The sequence below is a fragment of the Streptomyces sp. NPDC047130 genome, from assembly GCF_040643475.1.
Taxonomy (GTDB): Bacteria; Actinomycetota; Actinomycetes; order Streptomycetales; family Streptomycetaceae; genus Streptomyces.
In genome coordinates, this window is record NZ_JBEYUK010000014.1 from 93,088 (window position 1) to 116,070 (window position 22,983).

20 protein-coding genes are annotated in these 22,983 nt (G+C 74.4%); 15 read left to right on the top strand and 5 right to left on the bottom strand.

The genetic code is table 11. The annotated features are described in order from the left end of the window. Positions 1–34: 34 nt before the first annotated feature. Positions 35–2,887, bottom strand: a complete 2,853-nt coding sequence (gene ppdK, locus ABZ836_RS18555) for a pyruvate, phosphate dikinase (protein WP_361143434.1) — start codon at positions 2,885–2,887, stop codon at positions 35–37. Positions 2,888–3,084: 197 nt separating this feature from the next. On the opposite strand from ppdK, the gene ABZ836_RS18560 reads away from it, so the two are divergent. The 3 genes from ABZ836_RS18560 to ABZ836_RS18570 all read left to right on the top strand — a co-directional run bounded on the left by ABZ836_RS18560 (position 3,085) and on the right by ABZ836_RS18570 (position 6,996). After that, entirely contained in the window at positions 3,085–3,765 is a 681-nt protein-coding gene (locus tag ABZ836_RS18560) for a response regulator transcription factor (protein ID WP_356134753.1), read from the top strand. 286 nt (positions 3,766–4,051) lie between these two features. Next, positions 4,052–5,773, top strand: a complete 1,722-nt coding sequence (locus tag ABZ836_RS18565; RefSeq protein ID WP_361143437.1) for a GAF domain-containing protein — start codon at positions 4,052–4,054, stop codon at positions 5,771–5,773. Positions 5,774–5,955: 182 nt separating this feature from the next. Beyond that, positions 5,956–6,996: an alcohol dehydrogenase catalytic domain-containing protein gene (locus tag ABZ836_RS18570; protein WP_361143440.1), complete on the top strand. Its 1,041-nt coding sequence runs from the start codon at positions 5,956–5,958 to the stop codon at positions 6,994–6,996. 40 nt (positions 6,997–7,036) lie between these two features. Here ABZ836_RS18570 and ABZ836_RS18575 read toward each other — a convergent pair whose 3' ends face one another. Together ABZ836_RS18575 and ABZ836_RS18580 are read right to left on the bottom strand one after the other, a co-directional pair. After that, positions 7,037–8,077 (bottom strand): DUF6745 domain-containing protein, encoded by a 1,041-nt coding sequence (locus ABZ836_RS18575; RefSeq protein WP_356134759.1) that lies wholly within the window; start codon positions 8,075–8,077, stop codon positions 7,037–7,039. A 51-nt stretch (positions 8,078–8,128) separates the two neighbouring features. Next, positions 8,129–8,455, bottom strand: a complete 327-nt coding sequence (locus tag ABZ836_RS18580) for a hypothetical protein (protein ID WP_361143443.1) — start codon at positions 8,453–8,455, stop codon at positions 8,129–8,131. Between the two features lie 182 nt (positions 8,456–8,637). Here ABZ836_RS18580 and ABZ836_RS18585 point away from each other — a divergent pair, with 182 nt between their 5' ends. The 7 genes from ABZ836_RS18585 (at position 8,638) to ABZ836_RS18615 (ending at position 17,511) form a co-directional block, all read left to right on the top strand. Further along, positions 8,638–9,582: an STM4015 family protein gene (locus tag ABZ836_RS18585; protein WP_361143446.1), complete on the top strand. Its 945-nt coding sequence runs from the start codon at positions 8,638–8,640 to the stop codon at positions 9,580–9,582. Then, a complete protein-coding gene (locus ABZ836_RS18590) occupies positions 9,579–10,763 on the top strand; it encodes an STM4014 family protein (RefSeq protein WP_361143449.1) in 1,185 nt (394 codons plus the stop codon). The genes ABZ836_RS18585 and ABZ836_RS18590 overlap by 4 nt, the downstream gene beginning before the upstream one ends. 7 nt (positions 10,764–10,770) lie before the next feature. Then, positions 10,771–11,583: an STM4013/SEN3800 family hydrolase gene (locus ABZ836_RS18595; protein ID WP_361143452.1), complete on the top strand. Its 813-nt coding sequence runs from the start codon at positions 10,771–10,773 to the stop codon at positions 11,581–11,583. Then, positions 11,580–13,049: an STM4012 family radical SAM protein gene (locus ABZ836_RS18600; RefSeq protein WP_361143455.1), complete on the top strand. Its 1,470-nt coding sequence runs from the start codon at positions 11,580–11,582 to the stop codon at positions 13,047–13,049. The genes ABZ836_RS18595 and ABZ836_RS18600 overlap by 4 nt, the downstream gene beginning before the upstream one ends. Positions 13,050–13,059: 10 nt before the next feature. Then, positions 13,060–13,950, top strand: coding sequence for an STM4011 family radical SAM protein (locus ABZ836_RS18605; RefSeq protein WP_361143457.1), 891 nt, complete (start codon positions 13,060–13,062; stop codon positions 13,948–13,950). A 175-nt stretch (positions 13,951–14,125) separates the two neighbouring features. Further along, positions 14,126–15,640, top strand: a complete 1,515-nt coding sequence (locus tag ABZ836_RS18610) for a peptidoglycan-binding protein (protein WP_356134869.1) — start codon at positions 14,126–14,128, stop codon at positions 15,638–15,640. Between the two features lie 146 nt (positions 15,641–15,786). Further along, the gene (locus tag ABZ836_RS18615; RefSeq protein WP_361143460.1) at positions 15,787–17,511 is read left to right on the top strand and encodes a GAF domain-containing protein; all 1,725 of its coding nucleotides are present in this window, start codon (positions 15,787–15,789) and stop codon (positions 17,509–17,511) included. Between the two features lie 135 nt (positions 17,512–17,646). Here the strand turns inward: ABZ836_RS18615 and ABZ836_RS18620 are convergent, their stop codons facing one another. Beyond that, positions 17,647–18,405, bottom strand: coding sequence for an alpha/beta hydrolase (locus tag ABZ836_RS18620; protein ID WP_356134775.1), 759 nt, complete (start codon positions 18,403–18,405; stop codon positions 17,647–17,649). A 141-nt stretch (positions 18,406–18,546) separates the two neighbouring features. Between ABZ836_RS18620 and ABZ836_RS18625 the strand changes: the two genes are divergently transcribed. Both ABZ836_RS18625 and ABZ836_RS18630 read left to right on the top strand, forming a co-directional pair. After that, on the top strand, positions 18,547–19,026 hold the full coding sequence (locus ABZ836_RS18625) for a MarR family winged helix-turn-helix transcriptional regulator (RefSeq protein ID WP_361143564.1): 480 nt from the start codon (positions 18,547–18,549) through the stop codon (positions 19,024–19,026). Between the two features lie 196 nt (positions 19,027–19,222). Next, the gene (locus ABZ836_RS18630) at positions 19,223–20,260 is read left to right on the top strand and encodes a hypothetical protein (protein ID WP_356134777.1); all 1,038 of its coding nucleotides are present in this window, start codon (positions 19,223–19,225) and stop codon (positions 20,258–20,260) included. 45 nt (positions 20,261–20,305) lie between these two features. On the opposite strand, the gene ABZ836_RS18635 is transcribed toward ABZ836_RS18630, so the two are convergent. After that, a complete protein-coding gene (locus ABZ836_RS18635; protein WP_361143465.1) occupies positions 20,306–21,187 on the bottom strand; it encodes a GNAT family N-acetyltransferase in 882 nt (293 codons plus the stop codon). A gap of 210 nt (positions 21,188–21,397) precedes the next feature. Here ABZ836_RS18635 and ABZ836_RS18640 point away from each other — a divergent pair, with 210 nt between their 5' ends. From ABZ836_RS18640 to ABZ836_RS18650, 3 genes are read left to right on the top strand one after another with little or no spacing between them, the layout of a single operon-like run. Further along, positions 21,398–22,036 carry a helix-turn-helix domain-containing protein gene (locus ABZ836_RS18640; protein ID WP_361143467.1) on the top strand — a complete coding sequence of 213 codons (639 nt, stop codon included), beginning with the start codon at positions 21,398–21,400 and terminating at the stop codon, positions 22,034–22,036. A 31-nt stretch (positions 22,037–22,067) separates the two neighbouring features. Beyond that, positions 22,068–22,577 carry a DUF3291 domain-containing protein gene (locus ABZ836_RS18645; RefSeq protein ID WP_361143470.1) on the top strand — a complete coding sequence of 170 codons (510 nt, stop codon included), beginning with the start codon at positions 22,068–22,070 and terminating at the stop codon, positions 22,575–22,577. Positions 22,578–22,603: 26 nt separating this feature from the next. Next, positions 22,604–22,951 carry a deoxyxylulose-5-phosphate synthase gene (locus tag ABZ836_RS18650; protein WP_356134785.1) on the top strand — a complete coding sequence of 116 codons (348 nt, stop codon included), beginning with the start codon at positions 22,604–22,606 and terminating at the stop codon, positions 22,949–22,951. The last annotated feature ends 32 nt before the right edge of the window (positions 22,952–22,983 follow it).

Below are 22,983 nucleotides of genomic sequence, written 5' to 3' on the forward strand. Positions count from 1 at the left end.
TCGGCCCCGGCCAAGGCCACGGCGTCACCTTCCGTCACCTTCCGGCGGCGGGGTCACCGCCGCCACCGCGGTCGCTGGGGTCGCTGCGGTCACCGCCGTCACCGCTGTCCCTGCGGCCACCATCGGCACCGTCGGCTCCCCTGGCCTGGTCGGCCTGGTCGGCCTGGTCGGCCCTGTCGGTGCCGTCGGCCCCGTCCGCTGCGTCGGTCTCGTCGCCGAGGGCCGCGCGGCCCGCCTCCAGCCGGGCCACCGGCACCCGGAACGGGGAGCAGGAGACGTAGTCCAGCCCCGCCGAGTGGAAGAAGTGGACGGACGCCGGGTCGCCGCCGTGCTCGCCGCAGACCCCGATCTGCAGGCCGGGCCGCGCCCTCCGCCCCTCCTCGACGGCGATCCGCACCAGCCGGCCCACCCCCTCCTCGTCCAGCGTCTCGAAGGGGGAGACGGCGAAGACGCCGCGGTCGATGTAGGCGGGGAAGAACTCCGACTCGACGTCGTCGCGGGAGAACCCCCAGGTGGTCTGGGTGAGGTCGTTGGTGCCGAAGGAGAAGAACGCGGCCTCCCCGGCGATCGGACCGGCGGTCAGCGCGGAGCGCGGCAGCTCGATCATGGTGCCGACCGGGCAGTCCACCGGCACGCCGGACTCCGCACGCACCTCGGCCAGCACCCGCTCCACCTCGGCCCTCACCAGCCTGAGCTCCTCGACGTCACCGACCAGCGGCACCATGATCTCCGCGCGGGGATCGCCGCCGGCCCGGGTGCGCGCCACCACCGCGGAGGCCACCGCCCGCACCTGCATCGCCACCAGACCGGGGACCGCCAGACCCAGCCGGACGCCGCGCAGGCCCATCATCGGGTTGTCCTCGTGCATCCGGTCGACGGCCTCCAGGAGCTCCGTGTCGCGCTGCCCGGGCCGCTCCCCGCGCGCCGTGGCGGTGGCCACCCGCACCGCCAGCTCGACCCGGTCGGGCAGGAACTCGTGCAGCGGCGGGTCGAGCAGCCGGATGGTGACCGGCAGACCGTCCATGGCCTCCAGGATGCGCGTGAAGTCGTCGGTCTGGAGCGGCAGCAGCGCGTCCAGTGCCCGGTCCCGCTCCTCGGGGGTGCGCGCCAGGATCATCTCCTCCACCAGATGCCGCCGCTCGCCCAGGAACATGTGCTCCGTCCGGCACAGGCCGATGCCCCGCGCCCCGAAGCGGCGGGCGCGCGCCGCGTCCTCCGGCGTGTCCGCGTTGGCCCGCACCTCCAGCCGCCGGACCGCGTCCGCCTGCTCGAGTGCCCGGGTCACCGCCCCCACCAGGCCGTCCCCGGCCGCCGCGCCGTCCTCTCCCGCCTCCAGGCGGCGCATCACCTCGGAGGGCACCAGCGGAACCTCACCGAGGTACACCGCGCCGGAGGAGCCGTCCACCGACACCACCCGGCCCTCGTCGAGGACCGTGCCGTCCGGCGCGGTCGCGCGACGGCGCGCGGTGTCCACCGTCAGCTCCTCCGCCCCGCACACGCAGACCTTGCCCATGCCCCGGGCCACCACCGCCGCGTGACTGGTCTTGCCGCCCCGGCTGGTGAGGATCGCCTGCGCGGCCACCATGCCGGGCAGGTCGTCGGGGTTGGTCTCCTGGCGGACCAGCACCACCTTCTCGCCGGCCGCCGCCCGCCGCGCCGCCTCCGCCGAGTCGAAGACCACCGCCCCGACCGCCGCCCCCGGTGAGGCGGCGACCCCGCGGGCCAGCGGTTCGGGCGTGCGCTCCGCGTCGAAGCGGGGGAACATCAGCCGGGCCAGCCCCTCGCCGCTCACCCGGGACAGTGCCTCCCGGCGGTCGATCAGTCCCTCCTCCACCAGCGCGTCCGCGATCGCGAACGCCGCCTCCGCGGTCCGCTTGCCGACCCGGGTCTGCAGCATCCAGAGCCGGCCGCGCTCGATGGTGAACTCGATGTCGCAGAGGTCCCGGTAGTGCCGCTCCAGGGTCTCCATGATCTCCAGCAGCCGCCGGTACGAGGCGGGGTCCAGCCGTTCGAGGTCGGCCAGCGGCACCGTGTTGCGGATGCCGGACACCACGTCCTCGCCCTGCGCGTCGGGCAGGTAGTCGCCGTAGACCCCCGGCCTGCCGGTCGCCGGGTCACGGGTGAAGGCCACGCCGCTGCCCGAGTCCGGCCCCAGGTTGCCGAAGACCATCCGCTGCACGGTGACCGCCGTGCCGAGATCGTCCGGGATGCGCTCGCGCCGCCGGTAGAGCCGCGCCCGCTCCCCGTTCCAGGACTCGAACACCGCGAGGATCGCGCGGCGCAGCTGCTCGGCGGGGGACTGGGGGAACGCCTCGCCGGTCTCCCGGAGGACGGCGTCCTTGTAGGTGTCCGCCAGCTCCGCCAGGTCGTCTGCGTCCAGGTCCAGGTCGCTGCGCGCCCCGCGGGCCCGCTTCAGGGCGTCCAGCGCCTCCTCGAAACGGGCCGCCGGCGCCCCCATCACCGTCGCCCCGAACATCTGCAGCAGCCGCCGGTAGGAGTCCCAGGCGAACCGCGCGCTGCCGGAGACCCGGGCCAGGCCGTGCACCGACTCGTCGTTGAGACCGACGTCGAGAATGGTCTCCATCATGCCCGGCATCGAGAACCGGGCCCCGGAGCGCACCGACAGCAGCAGCGGATCGTCCGCCCGGCCCAGCGTCCGGCCGGCCGACTCCTCCACGGCCGCCAGGTGGCGGGCCACCTCCTCGGCCATCCCGTCCGGCTCCGACCCGGTGGCCAGGAACGCCCGGCAGGCCTCCGTGCTGATCACGAAACCGGGCGGCACCGGCAGGCCCATCCGGGTCATCTCGGCCAGGTTCGACCCCTTGCCGCCGAGCAGGCCGGCCATCTCCCGGCCGCCCTCCGCGAAGTCGTAGACGTAACGGACCATGGCGCTGCTCCCTCGATGTCGTACGGGCTCTGCGTCGTACGGGCTCTGCGGGCGGCTCCGCACGGGGCTCCGCGGGCCGCGTCGCGGGATCCGTGGGCCGCGTGGTCCCCGGGCGGGGCCGACCGGCCCTGGCCCGTCGGTCCGGGACCGAGGGATGATCGTTGTGGGACACCCTGCCGAACGACAAGGAGCAACCGATGGCGGACAGCCGGCCGGCCGGCCCCGCGAGCCCGATCCGGGTCTTTCTTCTCGACGACCACGAGGTGGTCAGGCGCGGGGTGCACGACCTCCTGAACGACGAGCCGGACGTGACCGTGGTCGGCGAGGCCGCCACGGTGGCCCAGGCCCTCGTCCGGGCTCCCGCGCTCCGCCCGGACGTGGCCGTGCTGGACGTCCGGCTGCCCGACGGCGACGGGGTGAGCGTATGCCGGGAGCTGCGCTCCCGCATGCCGGACCTCGCCTGCCTGATGCTCACCTCCTTCGACGACGACGAGGCGCTGCTGGACTCCGTGATGGCCGGTGCGGCCGGGTACGTGCTCAAGCAGATCCAGGGCTCCGACCTGGTCGCCGCGGTCCGCGCGGTGGCCGCCGGGCGCTCGCTGCTCGACCCCTCGGCGACCGCGCGGCTGATGCGCCGCCTGCGCGGCGAGGAGAACCGCCGGCCCGCCGGTCAGCGGCTGCCCGACCTCACCGAGCGGGAGCGGGAGATCCTGGACCTGATCGGCGAGGGACTCACCAACCGGCAGATCGGCGAGCGGCTCTTCCTCGCCGAGAAGACGGTCAAGAACCACATCTCCCGGCTGCTGGCCAAGCTGGGCGTGGAGCGGCGGGTCCAGGCCGCCGTCATCGCCACACAGCTCCGCGACGGGCACCGGTAGACCCCGGCGCGGGAGGTCCGCCGCGCGGCTGCCCTCGGGTCCGCCTCGGGTCCGCCCCGGCCCACCTCGGCAGCGCTTCGGGTTCGCCGTGGTCCGCCTCGGTCCGCTTCGGTCCACCTCGGTCCGCTTCGGTCCGCTTCGGGTCCGTTCCGGTGCGCCGCACCGGCCCGTGAACCGATCTTGTCGGCGATCCGCGCACCCCGTACCGTGTGCGCCTGCCCGGCCGCTACCGTTGGCATATGCGGTCACGGCGGGCGGACCGCAGGCCGACGGGGAGGACACAGCGGTGGACGACGTGGACGACCCGACCCGCGAGGTGAGGCTGCCCCACCTGCGCCTGGACGACCTGCTGGACGAGCTCCAGGGCCGTCTCCAGGCGGCCCGCGGCACCCGGGACCGCATCCACAGCCTGCTGGAGGCGGTGCTCTCGGTCGGCCGCGAGCTCGACCTGGAACAGGTGCTGCGCGGCGTCGTGGAGTCCGCCACCGTCCTGGTCGACGCCCGGTACGGCGCCCTCGGCGTCCTCACCCCCGACGGGGAGGGGCTCTCCTCCTTCTACATGGTCGGCGTCGACGAGGACCGCATCGCGCAGATCGCCAGCTTCCCCGCCGGGCACGGCATCCTCGGCCAGCTCGTCCGGCACCCCGAGCCGCTGCGCCTGGACCGGCTCTCCGACCACCCCGAGTCCTTCGGCTTCCCGACCAACCACCCGGCCATGGAGAGCTTCCTCGGCGTACCGATCCGGGTCCGCGACAAGGTCTTCGGCAACCTCTACCTGACCGAGAAGGGCAACGGGCAGAAGTTCGACGACGAGGACGTCGCCGTGCTCTCCACCCTCGCCGTCGCGGCCGGGGTGGCCATCGACAACGCCCGGCTCTACGAGGAGTCGCTGCTGCGCCAGCGGCTGCTGCGGGCCAGCGCGGAGATCACCCGCAGCCTGATGTCCGGCAGCGACCGCGGCGAGGCGCTGGCGCTGATCGCCGAGCGGGCGCACGAGGTCACCGGCGCGCAGATCGCCGTCGTCGCGGTGCCGGTGGAGGGGACCGGGTCGCTGGTGCTGGAGCTGGCCTTCGGAGAGGACGCCGAGGAGTACCGCGGGCTGGTGCCGGCCCAGGACGACAGCCTGATCGGAAGGGCCTTCGCCACCGGCCGGCCGGTGGTGGTGCACGACGTCTCCAAGGACGCGAAGGCGCTCTCCGCGCTGCCCAGGACGGCCGGGATGGGGCCGGCGGTCGCGTTGCCCATCGGCAGCGGCGCCGCCGACGTGCGCGGTGTCGTGCTGCTGGTGCGGGAGACCGGCCGCAGCGCCTTCAACGCGACCGAGATCGAGTCCCTCCAGGGCTTCGCCGCGCAGGCGGCGGTGGCGATGGAGCTGGCCGACCGGCGCCGCGAGGCCGAACAGATCGCCATGCTCCAGGACCGCGACCGGATCGCCCGCGACCTGCACGACCTGGCCATCCAGCGGCTCTTCGCCACCGGCATGACGCTGCAGAGCGCGGGCCGTTTCATCGACCACCCCGAGGCGTCCGAACGGGTGATGCAGGCGGTCGACGACCTCGACGAGACCATCAAGATCATCCGGTCGGCCATCTTCGGACTGCGCTCCCGCGACGACGTCACCGGCGCCGGACTCCGCTCCCGGGTGGTGCGGACCGTCGCCGACGCGGCGCGGGAGCTGGGGTTCACGCCCGGCGTCCGGACCGAGGGCCTGGTCGACAACGATGTCCCCGCGGCCCTCGCGGACCAGGTGGTCGCCGTGCTCACCGAGGCGCTGGCCGACGTCGCCCGGCGCGGCGGGGCCCGCCGGGCCGACGTGGCGCTGGAGACGTCCGGCGGGCGGGTCACCCTGTCGGTCACCGACGACGGTGCCGGTCCTCCCGGGCGGACCCCGCCGGGCGGGCCGGAGGACCTGGCGGAGCGGGCCCGGGGGATCGGCGGGGAGCCGACCGTCGAGCGGACGCCCGGCGGGGGCACGCGACGGGTGTGGCGGGCGCCGCTGCGGGGGTGACGGCGCCGCGCGGGCGCGGTTTCGCGTGCGCCGGTGCCGGCGCCGGTGCCGGTGCGGGGCCGCGAGCCGTACGGGCCGGGTGCCGTGCGGGCCGGGTGCCGCGCGGGTCCGGGTGCGGGTGGGCCGGACCGTCCCTAGCCTGGATCGGGGGGCGCCCCGACCGAGCTCAGGAGGCCACATCCATGAAGGCGCTCGTGTTCCACGGACCCGGCAGGCGTTCCTGGGAGGACGTCCCCGACCCCGTCGTCCAGGACCCCACCGACGCGGTGATCAAGGTCGACGCGGTCACCATCTGCGGCACCGACCTGCACATCCTCAAGGGCGACGTCCCGGCCGTGAAGGACGGCCGGATCCTCGGCCACGAGGCCGTCGGCACCGTGCAGAGCGTGGGCGACTCGGTCACCAACGTCGCCCCCGGCGACCGGGTGCTGATCTCCTGCATCACCTCCTGCGCCCGTTGCCGGTTCTGCCGCGAGGCCCGTTACAGCCTCTGCACCGGCGGCGGGAGCTGGATCCTCGGGCACCTCATCGACGGCGTGCAGGCCGAGTACGTGCGGGTGCCGTTCGCCGACACCTCCACCTACAAGCTGCCCGAGAGCGTCTCGGACGAGGACGCGCTGCTGCTGGCCGACATCCTGCCGACCTCGTACGAGATCGGCGTGCTCAACGGCCGCGTCTCACCGGGTGACGTGGTCGTGGTGGTGGGCGCCGGGCCGGTCGGCCTGGCGGCGATGACCACCGCCAGGCTGTTCGGCCCACGCCGGGTGATCGCCGTCGACCCGGCCGCGCAGCGGCGGGAGGCCGCGCTGCGGCACGGGGCGGACGTGGCGTTCTCGCCCGAGGAGGACGTCAAGGCCAAGGTCCTGGAGCTGACCGAGGGGCTCGGCGCGGACGTCACCATCGAGGCGGTGGGCATCCCGGCGACCTTCGAGCAGTGCGCCGAACTCGTGCGGCCCGGCGGCCACATCGCCAACGCGGGCGTGCACGGGGCGCCGGTCACGCTCCACCTCGAGGAGCTGTGGATCAAGGGCATCACCCTCACCACGGGACTGGTCGACACCAGCACCACGCCGACGCTGCTGAAGATGGTCGCCTCCGGGGGACTGGACGTCGGCGGGTTCATCACCCACCGGTTCGGGCTCCACGAGATGGACGAGGCCTACGACGTGTTCGGCCGCGCGGGGGAGACGGGCGCCCTCAAGGTCGCCCTCTCCGCCGCCTGACCCGGGGACCCGGCCCCCGCCGCGGGGGCCGGGCCGCCCGTCAGGTCTCGCGGAGGGGGGCGTACGCGTCGGCGGCGAGCCCGAAGGTCCAGGCGACGCCCTCGCGCGCCGTCCGGGTCCGCGGCGGAACCCGCAGCCAGTACGTGCGGAACGTCCCGTCCGGCTCCGCCGTGGAGTTGACCACCTCCACCATCACCACCGGTTCGTCGGAGGGGAGTTCGATCCGCCACAGCACCCCCGTCTCGTCCCGGTGGACCGGACGCGCCCCGGAGTCCGCGAGGTACCGGTCGTACCCGTAGTGCTCCAGCATCACCCGCCGCAGCTCGGCGTTCTCCTCGTCGCGTATGCGTTCCGGCGTCAGCGACGACAGCCCGGAGAGGAACTCCGCCGGCACCGGCATGCCGCGCCACGCGTACAGCGCGAACCCGTCCGGGAACGCGAGGGCGGGCCCGTCGCCCCGGTCGAGCCGCCCGTTCTCGTCCCGGTGCAGCTCCACCGGCCGCTCGCAGAGGACGGCCACGTGCTCGTAGGGCCACCACCAGCCGGCGTGCCGGGCCACCGCGGCCAGTCCGTCCAGCGGCGCGCGGTCCGTGTCGAAGGCGGCCAGCCAGGCCGCGTCGTGCTGCCCCAGCACCGCGTCGAGCATCAGCAGGCGTATCCGGGTCCGGGATGCCGCGTCGTCGCCGGACAGGTCGTCGATCACCGCCTCGGTGATCCGGTCGGTCAGGACGCGCGTGGTGTCCCACAGCCGCCCGCCCGTCGCCGCCCAGTGCGCGCTCCAGCCGGCCGGGCCCAACTCCGCGGCGAGAGCCTCCCGTTCCGCGGCCCACGGCGCCGTCCGCACCGCCTCGCGCACGCCTCGGCCGAGTTCCCCCGCCTCGGCCTCGAGCAGCATCCGCATCGCCTCACGCGGCGAGCCGGCCCACAGCACGCGCTCCGGCCCGGGCAGACCGGCCCTGCCGTAGGCCAGCCGCAGGCCCTCCTCCGCCGCCGCACGGTCCGCCGGCCCCGTGCCCGCCGCCGTGCCGCGCCACCGCGCCACCCGACCGGCCGCCACGGCGGCCCTGGTGTCCGTCGTCATCTTCCCGTCCTCCCGCCCTGCTCCGCCTCTGCCGCTCTTCTCCGCCTCGGCTCAGTCCGCGACCAGCCGCACGGAACCGGGCACGTACTCCCGCTGCCGGATCACCCGGAACCACCCCTTGGGCAGCGGTATCGCCGCGTGCTCCTCGTGCACCACCCGTCCCCCTTCCGGGAGATGGAGCAGCAGCGGCCCGAACGGCCCGCTCTCCCGGACGAGTCGGCCCGCGCCGACCACCGCCTGGGCGTGGCCGGTCACCTCGCCCAGGGCCAGCACCAGCCGACCCCGCGCGTCCCTGGGCTCGCCCGGGGCGTCCACCGCGTGCCGCGGCACCGCTGCCCCCTCGACGGGCACGATCAGCACGTCTCCCTGCCGGTACACAGAGCTCTCCCCTCGCCGCAGCTCCGGGCTCGTCACCCGGACACGTCTTCGACAGTAGGAGCCGCCACCGACAACGCCCGGCCCCCGGCCGTCCCCGGCGTCGGCACTGTCGGTGGCCCTTGGTAGAACTTCTGACAGATCGGCATTCCGCCGTTCGAACCGGGGATCGTCAGGAGAGGCGCATGACCGTCAACGACCATCTGGACGAGCTGTACGGACTGCCGGCCTTCACCTTTCCGGAGGCGGGGGAGGAGACCGGGCTTCCCGAGCCGGAGACCGTCGCCTGGCGCGTCGCGGTCGAGGTCTACGAATCGGCGGAATCGTGGGCGGAGACCTTCGCCCGGTTCGCGGACACGGTGGACCTCTCACGGGTGCGCGCCCTGATCGTCGGCGGGTGGACGGACGCCTACGACGAGTCCAACAAGGAGGTCGTCGAGGCGATCGTCGCGGTCGCGGACCGCCTCACCGCACTCCGCGCGCTCTTCGTCGGTGACATGACCTTCGAGGAGTCGGAGATCTCCTGGATCACGCAGTCCGACGTCACGCCGCTGCTGCGGAGCCTCCCCGAGCTGCGCTGGTTCGGCGTCCGCGGCGGCAACGAACTGGCCTTCCCGCCGCTGCGGCACGAACGGCTGGAGAGCCTGGTCGTGGAGACCGGCGGGCTCGACGCCGAGGTCGTCCGGTCCGTCGGGGCCTGCGACTTCCCCGCGCTGGAGAACCTCGACCTCTGGCTCGGCTCGGACTGGTACGGCGGTACCGCCGAGGTCGGCGACCTCCGGCCCATCCTCGAAGGCGCCCGGCTGCCCTCGCTGCGGTACCTGGCACTGCGCAACAGCGTGATCCAGGACCGGATCGCCGAGGCGCTGGCGGGAGCCGCCGTCGTGCCCCGGCTCGAGGTGCTGGACCTGTCCATGGGCACCCTCTCCGACGAGGGCGCCGCCGCCCTGCTCGCCGGCCAGCCGCTGACCCACCTCAGGAAGCTGGACCTGCACCACCACTACATCGGCCAGGAGATGCAGACCCGGCTCCGCGAGGCGCTGGAGCCGGCCGGCGTGGTCGTCGATCTCGGTGAGGGCCGCGCCGGCTCCGACAGGGACGGCGACCGCTACATAGCCGTGGCCGAGTGATCCGGTCGACCCGCTTCGCGGTCGTGGGCAACCCGGAGAACCGCAGGGTGGCGCTGTTCTCCGCCGCCGTGCGCTCCGCCGGGCTGCCCGCGCCGCGGGTGGTGCCCTGGGCGGACGTGCTCCGCGACGCGGGGGCGGCGTTCGGGCCCGGGGAGACGGTCCGGATCGACTCGCCGGGGGAGAACCCGGAGGTCGACCGCCTGCTGCGGGACGTCACCGACCCGACCCGGGTCGAGGGCTCGGCGCGCTGGTACCGGCGGTTCACCGCCGCCGCCCGCACGCTCACCGGCGGCCGGAGGCTGGACGACGTGGACGAACTGGCGGTGCTCTTCGACAAGCGCCGCTGCCACGCCGTGCTCCGGGAGGCCGGGGTCCCGGTGCCCGCGTCCCCGACCTCCGGAGCGTCGGCGGCGCCGGTGCGCGGCTGGGAGGACGCGCGCGCCCTGATGCGCGAGCACGGCATGCCCCGGGTGTTCCTCAAGCTCGCCCACGGCTCCTCGGCCTCCGGGGTGCTGGCCGTGGAGACCGCCTCCGGAGGCCGGATCCGCGCCACCACCTCGGTGGAACGCGCCGACGGCGGACGGCTGTTCAACTCGCTGCGGCTGCGGGTCCTGCACGACGAGCGGGAGATCGCCGCCGTCGTCGACACGCTCGCGCCGGACGGGCTGCACCTCGAACGCTGGGTGCCCAAGGCGGCCCTCGGCGGCCGCAGTTGCGACCTGCGGGTCGTGGTCGTGGCCGGGCGGGCCACCCACGCCGTGGTGCGCACCAGCCGGTCGCCGCTGACCAACCTCCACCTCGGCGGCGAACGGGGCGACCTGGCGGTGGTCCGCGCCGCCGTCGAGGCCGCGGGCGGCGACCTGAGCCGCCTGCTCGCCGTCTGCGAACGGGCCGCCGCCTGCTTCCCGCGCACCCTGTGCGTAGGCGTCGACCTGCTGCCGGCCGTCGGCTGGCGGCGGTTCGCCGTCGGCGAGGTCAACGCCTTCGGCGACCTGCTGCCCCGCCTCACCGGGCTCCCCGGCAGCGGTGCCGAGGGCCTGGACACCTACGCCGCCCAGGTGCGCGCCGTCCTGTGCGGCGCGCCCGTCCCCGTACCACCGCACAGCCCGAGGAACCACGATGCCCCCGCAGCCCCCGCAGCCCCCGCAGCCTTCGCCCCCGCCTCCGCCGCCGGCTCCTGAACCGGACATGAACGAGATCGTCGGCAGCCACGACCTGCTGATGGTCACCCTGGACACCCTCCGGTACGACGTGGCCGTCGAACTGGCCGAAGCCGGACGCATCCCGAACCTCGCCCGCCACCTGCCCGGCGGGCGGTGGGAGGAGCGGCACGCGCCGGGCAGCTTCACCTACGCCTCCCACCAGGCGATGTTCGCCGGGTTCCTGCCGACCCCGGCCCGGCCGGGCCCGCACCCCAGGCTGTTCGCCGCCCGGTTCGCGGGCAGCGAGAGCACGGCCGCCGGCACCTTCGTCCACGACACCCCCGACCTGGTCTCGGGGCTGGCCGAGGCCGGTTACCACACGGCGTGCGTGGGCGGCGTCGGCTTCTTCAACAAGCAGGGCCCGCTGGGCTCCGTGCTGCCCGGCCTCTTCGCCGAGTCGCACTGGGAACCGGAGTTCGGCGTGCCCTCGCCCACCTCCTTCGAGGCCCAGGTGGCGTGCGCCGAGGACATCGTGTCCCGGCTCCCGCACGCGACGCGGCTGTTCCTCTTCGTCAACGTCTCCGCGCTGCACCAGCCGAACTGGTTCCACCTGCCCGGCGCCACCCGCGAGCACGGCGACACCCGGGCCAGCCACGCGGCCGCCCTGGAGTACGTGGACCGGCACATCGGCCGGCTCTTCGACGCCGTGCGCAGCCGCCGCCGCTGCTTCGCCGTCGTCTGCTCCGACCACGGCACCGCCTACGGGGACGACGGCTGGACCGGGCACCGTCTCGGCCACCCCGTGGTGTGGACCGTGCCCTACGCCCACTTCTTCCTCGACCCCGACGAGGCACGATGACCGCCCCCGCGCCCCTCACGCCCGCCGCCTCCGCGGCCCCCGCCGCGCCCCCGGCCGCCGGAAGCAACGCCGCGCCCGCGACCCCCGCAGCCGCCGGCAACCCCGCCGTGCCCGCCGTACCGGAGCCGCCCGCGGCCCCCGCCGCGCCGCGTCCGTACAGCCAGTACGTGTACGCCTACCCGCACAAGACGGCCTACCGGCGCCTGGAGCCCCGGCCCGCGCTCGCCGGACTGTGGGCGGGCGAGCCCAAGGACGCCCTCTCGCTCTACCTGCACATCCCGTTCTGCGAGGTCCGCTGCGGCTTCTGCAACCTGTTCACCCGGATCGGCGCCCCCGACGGACTCACCGGCGCCTACCTGGACGCCCTGGACCGCCAGGCCGCCGTCGTCCGCGAGGCCCTCGGGGACGGGCCGGTGCGGTTCGCCACGGCCTCGTTCGGGGGCGGCACCCCCACCTTCCTGACCGCCGCCGAACTCGAGCGGCTCTGCGACATCGCCGAGCGGCGCGCCGGCGCCGACCTGCGGGCCGTCCCGCTCTCCGTGGAGGCGTCACCGGCGACCGCCACCGCCGACCGGCTCACCGTCCTCGCCGACCGCGGGACCACCCGGCTCAGCCTGGGTGTGCAGAGCTTCGTGGACTCCGAGGCGCGCGCCGCCGTCCGCCCCCAGCGACGGGCCGACGTCGAGGCGGCGCTCGGCCGGATCCGCGACGCCCGCATCCCCGTCCTCAACATCGACCTCATCTACGGCATCGACGGCCAGACCGAACGGACCTGGCGGCAGTCCCTGGACGCGGCCCTGGCCTGGAACCCCGAGGAGATCTACCTCTACCCGCTCTACGTCCGCCCGCTGACCGGCCTCGGCCGGCTCGGCGCCGACGCGGACGCGGCCTGGGACCGGCAGCGCCTCGCCCTCTACCGCGCGGGCCGCGACCACCTGCGGGCCCACGGCTACCAGCAGCGGTCCATGCGCATGTTCCGCCGCGCCGACGCCCCCGCCACGGGCGAGGAGGACTACGCCTGCCAGACCGACGGCATGATCGGTCTGGGCTGCGGCGCCCGTTCCTACACCCGCGAGCTGCACTACTCCTTCGACTACGCCGTGGACATGCGGCAGATCCGCTCCATCGTCGACGACTACACCGCACGCCCCGCCGAGGACTTCCGGTTCGCCGAGTACGGCCGGGCGGTCGACGGCGACGAGGCGCGCCGCCGCCACCTGCTGCAGTCGCTCCTGCAGGCCGACGGGATGGACGCCGACGACTACCGGACCCGCTTCGGTTCCGCTCCGGAGGCGGACTTCCCCGCCGAGCTGGCCCGGTTCGCCGACCGCGGCTGGCTGGACGACTCCGCGCCCGCGGGGCTGCTGCGGCTCTCCGAGGAGGGCCTCGCCCACTCGGACGCCCTCGGACCCGAGCTGTTCTCGCCGGCGGTCCGCGCCGCGATGGCCTCCTACGACCCGAAGTGAGCGGCCCGCGATGGACCTGACGCTCCTCTACCGGGGGCCGCTGGCCTCCTGCGACTACGACTGCCCCTACTGCCCCTTCGCCAAGCGGCGCGACACCCCGGAACAGCTGCGGGCCGACCGGGCCGCCCTGGAACGCTTCACCGACTGGGTGGCGTCCCGCACCGAGGACTCGCTGTCGGTCCTGTTCACCCCGTGGGGCGAAGGGCTGGTGCGCTCCTGGTACCGCCGCGCCATGGTGCGGCTGTCCCGGCTGCCGCACGTCCGCCGCGTCGCCATCCAGACCAACCTGAGCTGCCGCACCGACTGGCTGGCCGAGGCCGACCCGGAGACCCTCGCTCTGTGGTGCACCTACCACCCCGGCCAGACCCCCTACGACCGGTTCCTCGCCAAGACCCACGACCTGACCGCCCGTGGGGTGCGCTTCAGCGTGGGCGTGGTCGGCCTGCCGGACCATCTGGACCACGCGCGGCGCCTGCGCGCCGATCTCCCCGAACGGGTGTACCTCTGGGTCAACGCGGCCGACGGCCACACCTACTCGGACGCCGAGGCCGAGCGGTGGACCGCGCTCGACCCGCTGTTCCCCTACAGCCGCCACCCGCACCGCAGCGGCGGCCTGCCCTGCCGGACGGGTGAGTCGGTGGTCTCCGTGGACGGGGACGGGACGGTCCGCCGCTGCCACTTCGTCCGTGCGGAACTGGGCAACCTGTACGACGATTCGTTCCGTGCGGCTCTGCGTCCCCGCGCCTGCCCGCTCGCGGTGTGCGACTGTCACATCGGCTACGTCCATCTGGAGACGCTGCCGCTGTACGACGTCTTCGCGGGCGGGGTCCTGGAGCGGATTCCCGCCGACGCCCCGTCAGCACGCGTGCCGGTCCCGCTCGAAACACCGAGGGCCTATTGACGTGCGCATGACGGATCGGCTGGAGTGGTGCGCGCCACGCACGACACGGCGGCCCCGCGGCCCGCTCCCCCGATCTGGAGGAACCTTGAGCACACGAACGGCGCACCGGACGCGCACGGTCCTGTTCAGACGTACCGCCGTCCCGGCCCTGGGCGCGCTGCTCGCGGCCGCGCTGATGGTCACCGGCGCCCCCGCCGGCGTCGCCGCCCCCGCGCCGGACGGGGCGGTGGCCGCGGACGCGTCCACCGGAGCCACGGCGCGGGCCTTCGCCCGGGCCGCCGCCGAGTACGGGGTGCCGCGCGACCTGCTGGTCGCCGTCGCCCACGGCGAGAGCCGCCTGGACGGCCACGACGGCGAGCCCAGCCAGGCCAACGGCTACGGCGTGATGCACCTGGTCAGCAACCCCACCCACCGGACCCTGGAGCGGGCGGCGGAGCTGACCGGGCTGTCGAAGTCCCGGCTGCGCGAGGACACCCCCGCCAACATCCTCGGCGGCGCCGCCGTCCTCAGGGCGCTGGCCGACGAGCAGGGCCTCGGCGCGGCGGACCGCCGTGACGCGGGCGCCTGGTACGAGACGGTGGCCGCCTACGGCGGCGCCGAGGACGACCGCGCCGCCCGGCTCTACGCGGACGCGGTGTACGACTTCCTCGGCCAGGGCCTGACCGCGCGCGCCGAGACCGGCGAAACGGTGAAGGTGGCCCCCCGGACGGTCGAGCCCGACCGGGGGAAGCTGGAGCGGGCCGGCGGGGACTTCGGCGTCGCCAGCACCGACTACGCCCCGGCCCTGTGGGTCCCGGCCGACGCCTCCAACTACACGGTCGGCCGCAGCTCCGCGATCACCCATGTGGTGGTGCACGTCACCCAGGGGTCGTACGCCGGGTCCATCAGCTGGTACCAGAACCCGTCCTCCGACGTGAGCGCCCACTACACGATCCGCTCCTCGGACGGCCAGGTCACCCAGTCGGTCCGCGAGAAGGACACCGCCTGGCACGCCCGGTCCGGCAACCCCTACAGCGTGGGCATCGAGCACGAGGGGTACGTCAGCGACCCCAAGTGGTTCACGGACGCCATGTACCGCTCGTCCGCCGCGCTCACCAAGCACCTCGCCGACCGCTACGGCATCCCCAAGGACCGCGCGCACATCGTCGGCCACGTCGAGGTGCCGGGCAACGACCACACCGACCCCGGCCCGTACTGGGACTGGTCGTACTACATGCAGCTCATCGGCGGATCGAACTCCGGCGGCGAGGTGCGGCTCAGCTTCCCGGCCTACACGTCGGTCAGCGCCGGTTCCACCGGCGACCTGGTCCGCGCCGCCCAGCACCTGCTGAACCAGCAGGGCTACAAGGCCGGCACGGTCGACGGCATCTTCGGTTCCGGCACGACCACCGCGGTCAAGGCGTTCCAGACCGCCAAGGGCCTCACGGCCGACGGCGTGGTCGGCAAGCGCACCTGGACCGCGCTGCTCACCGCCGGGACCAGGCCGGTGCTCCAGCAGGGCAGCAGCGGCGCCGACGTGCAGCGCCTCCAGCGCGGACTCACCGCTGCGCTGGGCCGGACCGTGGACGCCGACGGAGCCTTCGGCTCGGGCACGGCCACGGCGGTCCGCGAGTACCAGACCAGCCGCGCGCTGACCGTCGACGGCATCGTGGGCTCCGGCACCTGGGGGGCCCTCCAGGCCGGCCGCTGACCCCCGGCGGCACCGCTCGTCCGTCGCCCCCGCGCGCCCGTCGCGCGGGGGCGACCGGCTTTCCGCCCCCCGGCCCCGCGTCCGCGTCCATCACGTAATCTTCACGGTTGCGGACCGTTGTCGGAGAGATGTGGAGGGGCCGACCGGTGGCTGACGAACCCCAGGAGCCGCGGGTGCGGCTGCCCCAGCTCAGGCTCGACGAACTGCTGGGCGAGGTGCAGGCCCGTCTCGACGCCGCGCGGGGCACCCGGGACCGGGTGCACAGCCTCCTGGAGGCGGTGCTGTCGGTCGGCCGGGAGCTCGACCTCCAGCAGGCGCTGCACGGCATCGTCGAGGCCGCCGCGGTCCTGGTCGACGCCCGGTACGCGGCGCTCGGGGTGATCGGACCGGACGGCCGCCGCCTCTCCGCCTTCCACACCATCGGCGTGAGCGACGAGCAGATCGGCAGGATCGGCCCCTTCCCCGAGGGACACGGCATCCTCGGCGAGCTGATCCGCCACCCCGAGCCGCTGCGGCTCACCAAGCTGTCGGAGCACGCCGCGTCCTACGGGCTGCCGCCGGGGCATCCGCCGATGAACAGCTTCCTCGGTGTGCCCATCCGGGTGCGGAACCAGGTCTTCGGCAACCTGTACCTGACCGAGAAGAGCGGCGGGGCCCAGTTCGACGAGGACGACGAGTCGGTGCTGTCGACGCTCGCCGTCGCGGCCGGCGTCGCCATCGACAACGCCCGCCTCTACGAGGAGTCCCGGCTGCGGGAGCGGTGGCTGCGCGCCAACGCCGAGATCACCCACAGCCTGATGTCCGGGACCGGCCGCGCCGACGTACTCGGCCTGATGGCCGACCGGGCCCGGGAGATAACCGGCGCCGCCCGGGCGGTCGTCGCGGTGCCCCTGGAGGACGGCGTGGCCCTGCGAGTGGAACTGGCCACCGGCGAGGGGGCGGACGAACTGGGCGGGCTGGTGCTCGAACTGGGGGAGAGCCTGCTGGGGCGGGCCTTCTCCACGGCCGCCCCGGCCTTCTGGCCGGACCGCTCGGGCAGGGAGGACCGGCCCGGGGACGTCTCGCTGCTGCCCGGCCACGGTCCCGCCGTGGCGGTGCCCATCGGGGACGGCGGCCAGGGGGTGCGCGGCGTGGTCCTGCTCGCCCGCCAGGCGGGCGGCCCCGCCTTCACCGGTGAGGAGACCGAACAGCTGCAGGCGTTCGCCGCGCAGGCGGCGATCGCCATGGAGCTGGCCGAACGTCGCCGCGACGCCGAGCAGATGGCCGTGCTGCAGGACCGTGACCGGATCGCCCGCGACCTCCACGACCTCGCCATCCAGCGGCTGTTCGCCACCGGGATGACCCTGCAGAGCGCGGGACGGTTCATCGAGCACCCGGTGGCCGCCGACCGGGTGCTGCGGGCCGTCGACGACCTGGACCAGACCATCAAGATCATCCGGTCGACCATCTTCGGACTGCGCGCCCGCGACGGCGAAGGCGCGGTCACCCTCCGCTCCCGGGTCGTCCGGGTGGCGGGCGAGGCCGGGTCCGTGCTCGGTTACGCGCCCGGGGTGCGCATCGAGGGGCTGGTCGACACGGTGGTGCCCGGCCGGGTCGCCGACGACCTGGTGGCGGTGCTCGCCGAGGGGATGGCCAACGTCGCCCGTCACTCGCGCGCCGACCGGGCCGACGTGGTGGTGGAGACCGACGGCCGCACCGTGCGGCTCACGGTCGCCGACAACGGCGTCGGCCTGGCCCCGGGCGGACGGCGCAGCGGACTGCGCAACATGGCCGAACGCGCCGAACAGCGGGGCGGCTCGCTGACGCTCACCACCCCGCCGGACGGGGGCACCACGCTGGTCTGGGAGGTCCCGCTGCCCGTCGAGGGCTGACCGCCGTGACCGGGGCCGGGCCCGAGCCGCAGGGGCCAGGCGCATGCCGTAGGTGCCGGGTGCACGCCGGAGGGGACGGGTGGACGCCGGCGGTGCCCGGTGCCCGGTGCCCGGTGCGCGCCGGCGGGGCGAGGTCTACGGCAGTGAGTCGAGGAACCCGAGAAGGGCCTCGTTGTACGCCTCCGGGTTCTCCATGTTGGGCATGTGCATCGCCCCGGGGACGCCGACCCTCCGGCCGTCCTTCACGGCGTCGGTGACCGCGGAGGTGGCGCCGAGGTTGTCGGCGGACTCGTGCTCCCCGTCCAGGGCCAGCACCGGCAGCTCGGCCAGCTCGCCGAGGCGTGCCGCCACGTCCGGAACCTGCACGTGCAGGTGCGGCTCGTCCGCCGTGTGCTTGGCCACCGTGCGGGCCAGTGCCTCACGCAGGATCCGCACCGTCTCCGGATCGTGGCGGTGCAGCATGGAGAACGGCCAGTCGGGCGCGAACACCGGCAGGGGCGGCGCGTCCCCGGCGTCGTGGGCCGGCGGGGGCGCCGTCACCCCACCGCCCGAGATCGCCAGCGCCCGCACCGCCGGCGGATGTTCGAGCGCGGTCTCCACGGCGACGGACGCGCCGAAGGACACGCCCACGAGCACCGCCGGGCCGCGATCGAGGTGGCGCACCAGCGACGCCACGTCGTCGGCCGGGCGGAAGGGGCGGCTCGCGTTGGCCGAGCAGCCGTGCCCCCGCAGGTCGAGCGCCACCACGTGGAAACGCTCGGCCAGGACGGGCATCTGGGCCGACCACACGGTGTGGTCGGCGAAGCCGGAATGCAGAAGGACGACCAACGGGCCGCTGCCGGGTCCTGCTTCGGCGTAGGCGAGGGCGCCGTCGTCGCTGGCGAAGGTCTTCATGACAACCAAGGTGTCATTGTTTCGAGGTAATGACAACCCAGGTGTCATGATGGAGGGGTGAACGACGAGATGAGTCAGGAACAGCAGCCGGATCCGACGCACCCGGCAGACCCGACGGATCCGACGGATCCGACGGACCCCATGGGCCCGGACGCCCGGGCCCGGCGGCTGATGGAGGTCTTCGACCTGGTCGGTCCGCTCTACCGCAAGGTCTTCCGCAGGATCGAGGAGGAGACGCCGGTCGCCGGGGTCGGCGTCGGGGTGCGCGCCGTCCTCGACCTGCTCCACCGCAACGGGCCCCTGACGGTGCCGCAGATGAGCCGGGCGCAGGCGCTCAGCCGGCAGTTCGTGCAGCGGATGGTCAACGACGCGCTCGCCCGCGGCTACGCCGAGACCCGTCCCAACCCCGCGCACCGGCGCTCCTCGCTGATCGCCCTCACCCCGGCGGGGGAGCGGGCGGTGCGCACGGTCGTCGCCCACGAGCACGCCCAGCTCCGCCGGATCGGCGGCGACCTCACCGACGCGGAACTGGACGCCTGCGTCAAGGTCCTCGGCCGGATGCTCGACCTGTTCGACGACGTCGACATGGACGGCACGACACCCCCCGCCCCGCCCCCGTGACAGGGCCGGGGAGACGCGCCGTAACCCCGCGCAGGTCGCCGGCCGGCCTCCCAACGCCCTTCTGCGGCGCGTCCATTGGCGCGAGACCCGCTTGTGGATCTTCGATCGGGGCGGTGTACTGGGGCCGCGGCCCAGGGGCCGGACCAGGACAGGGCACGGCGGAGCGCCGGAGCCAGGGACGGGAGGAAGGCGCGACATGCTCTCCATCGACATCACGGGGGCGCTCGACAGCATGCCCCCGCACGCGTCGTCCGAGTACCACGCGCGGGCCGGTGTGCTCTGCGACCGGCTGACCGAGGAGGACATGGAGGCACTGGAGGCGCTGGTCGCCGACGGGAGCGACCGCAAGCGCAGCTTCGACGCCCTGTACGTCCTGCTGGCCAGGCACCGCAGGGTCCTGGACTCCGACCGCTTCCGCCGCCTGTACGAACGTCATGCGGGGCGTTTCGACGACATGCCGATGCGCGCCGTGCTCGACTCCGACATGGCCCTCCTGCACCCCGGTGGACCCGACCTGGGGAGCGCGGTCGAGTACGCCGCGCGGGCCCTGGCGTCCTACCCGAACAACCAGCCGCTCGTGGCCCACCACGCCCGCGTCCTGGCCGAACTGGGCTGGTCGGGAGCCGAGGTGGCGCCGGAGGAACTGGAACGGGCGCTCGGCAGGGTGGAGCGGTCCATCGAGGCGGATCCGGAACGGGCGAGATTCCGGGCGGTCAAGGGGCAGCTGTGCGCCCTGCTGGGCCGGCACGAGGAGGCCGAGGCCGCGATCCGGCGGGCGCTGGACCTCGAGGACTCCAGCCAGAACGGCTACGCGATCCGGGTCATCGAGTACCAGCGGCTGCGGGCCGACATCCGGCTGAGGGCGGAGACCGAGCGCATCAGGGAGGCGCTGCGCGAGACGACCGAACGGCTGGACCAGGAGATGGACCGCCGGCTCGGCACGGTCTCCGAGACCATCCGGCGCCGCGAAGAGGCCGAACTGGCGAAGCTGCGGTCCGAGTCCCTGGGGACACTCGGTCTGCTCGCCGCGGTGATCGCCTTCATCGTGACCAGCGTCCAGGTCGCCGACAAGATGCCGCTGGCCGACGGACTGCGCCTGCTGGCGGGCATCGCCGGCGTGCTCACGCTGGTGTTCACCGTGTTCGCCGGCGTCTACGCCGCGGTCCGCTCGTGGTGGCTGACCGCGCCGGTGCTGCTGGGGGCGGCGCTGTTCGCCTACGCGAGTCACGGATGATCTCCCGGCTCGGCCCTTCGGGCCGCGGACGGAGGGCCGGTCGGGTCAGAGGTCCAGTTGGTACTCCAGGGCGGTGTGGGTCGGCTCGTAGCCCAGGGCGTCGTTGACCCGCCGCATGGCGGTGTTGCTGTCGGCCGTGTCGGTGACCAGGCCGGTGAGGTCGGGGTGGGCGGCGCGGGCCAGGCGGATCGACTCGGCCTTCATCAGGAGGCCGAGCCCGTGGCCGCGGTGCTCGGGCAGGACACCCGTGCCGTAGTGCTGCCCGTCGCCCTTGCCGTCGCCCGGCACCACCAGTTCCGAGAAGCCGACGATCGAGCCGTCCGAGACGTCGACGGCCGCGACCGTGGTGAGCAGGTCCCCGCGTTCCGCGATCGACCGGGCGGCGGCCAGGACGCGTTCGACGTCCCAGACGACGACGCCGTAGTCCGTGTCGTCCATCGGCATGTCGTCCATCGCGCGGCGGGAGCCGGCGAACGTGGCCGCCAGTTCCGGGGGGACCGCGCCCTGCCAGGACACCAGGCGGTAGCCGGGATGCGGCCGTCCGGCGATCGCGTCGATCGTGTCGCCGTCCAGCCGGTCGAGGGCCAGCCGCGCGTACGTCAGGGTCAGCACCTTGCGGAAGCCGTGTCCGGCGAGGAACCGGTCGCCCGGCGATCCCGCCGCGGCCCGGGCGATCACCGACCGCCTGGCCTCCCGCCGCGCTCCGGCCAGGGCCGCATCGAGCAGCCGTGTCCCGACGCCCCGGCGGCGCTCCGCCGGGTGCACGGTGAGCGAGAGCTCCGCCAGGTGCTCCTGCCCCTCCTTGGTGAACACCCGCAGGAACGCGGATCCGAGCGGATGCTCCCCGGCGTCGTCGGCCAGCCAGGCGAGACGGTGACCGGACGGGGTGCGGTCGGGGTCGGTCAGGGCGGTGACGCGGATGGACAAGGCGGCTCCGGGAGGGGCGAGGGTTCGAGCGCCCCAGTCGACCACGCGGCACGAGGGCGTCGCCTCCCGTTTTCCGGCGCCGCCCCAGGGGTTGCCCAGGGGTCGCCGGGCCCGCGCGGCCCGCGCGGGCCGCGCGGCCCGCGCGGGCGCCGGACCGGCCGGGCGTGAACGGGCTCTTTCGGGTACGGCCGTTGGTCATAGACTCGTCGGATGACTGCTGAGGACTCCGCCTTCACCGTGCTGGGCGTGCTGGGTGATCCCGTGCGCCGGCGTCTGTACCGCCATGTCGCTGCCGCGCCGGGTGAGGTGGGGCGCGACGCGGCGGCCGAGGCGGTCGGCGTCTCCCGGTCGCTGGCCGCGCACCACCTGGACAAGCTGGTCGACGCGGGGCTGCTGGACGTGTCGTTCCGGCGGTTGTCGGGGAAGGCCGGGCCGGGGGCGGGGCGACCCGCGAAGGTGTACCGGAGGGCGGACGGCGAGCACACCGTCTCCGTGCCGCCCCGGTCGTACGACGCGGCCGGCCGGCTGCTCGCCGAGGTCGTGGACAGGGCGGGACTGGACCGGGAGTTGCAGGCGGCGGCGAGGGCGGCGGGCGCCGCGGACCCCGAGGCGGCCGCCGGCGACCTGGAGGAACTGCTGAAGGAGCGCGGTTACCAGCCGTTCTGGGACGGGGAGACGCTCCGGCTGCGCAACTGCCCCTTCCACACACTGGCGGACGAGTTCCCCGCCCTGATCTGCGGGATGAACCTCGCGCTGCTCGACGGCATGGCGGACGAGGGGTGGAACGCGGCGATGGATCCCTGCCCCGGCGGCTGCTGCGTGGCGCTTTCTAAAAACAATGGAGGTTGACTATAGAGAGGACGTGGGCCAGTCTGGGGCCATGACGACCTTTCACCTCGCCCAGGTCAACGTCGGCCGAATCGTCGGCCCGCTGGACGGACCCGAACTCGCCGGGTTCGTCGCCGAACTGCCCACCATCAACGCGCTGGCCGACCGCAGTCCAGGATTCGTCTGGCGCCTGGTCGACGAAGGCGGCGCGGACTCCACGGGACTGCGGCCCGACGGCCAGGACGACCTGCTGCTGATCAACTGCTCGGTCTGGGAATCGGTGGAGGCGCTGCGGGACTTCACCTACCACTCCGACCACCTGCGGGTGCTGAGCCGGCGGCGTGAGTGGTTCCGGCGGATGAAGGAGGCGCACCAGGCGCTGTGGTGGGTGCCCCAGGGGCACCGCCCCACCGCCGCGGAGGCGATGGAGAAGGTCGCCCTGGTACGTGAACAGGGGCCCGGGCCGCTGGCGTTCACCTTCCGCGAGACCTTCCCCGCGCCCGCTGCCGCGCCCGCGCCCGTGGCCCGAGCGGAGACGGTGACGGAGGCCGTGGCCCCGTGACGGGGGCGCGAGTACTGTCGTCACCCATGCGAATCGCCAGGACGTCGTACGTCTGCCTGCCCTGCCGCGCCTCCTGGAAGCGGAGCTTCCCGATGCGCGGGGACGAGGGGCGGGCGCGGGTCTGTCCGCGGTGCGCCGGGCCGCTGATCCACGCGGGTTCGGTCTTCGCGGCGCCCGCGCGGCGTGACGCGGAGGCGTGGCGGGTGGTCGGCGTCCTGCTGAACGCCGGGATCGACTTCCGCTCGACCTCCTGCAGCGGGTGCGGCCCCGGCTACCGTCCGCGGACCCTGCGCGAGGTGCGGGAACGGCTCGCCCACGCGCGGCGGACGGGCACCCCGGTGGCGAGGGCGCTGGTGCTGCCCGAACTGCCGTGACCAGCAGGCGATCGGAGGACCGCACGGGCCGC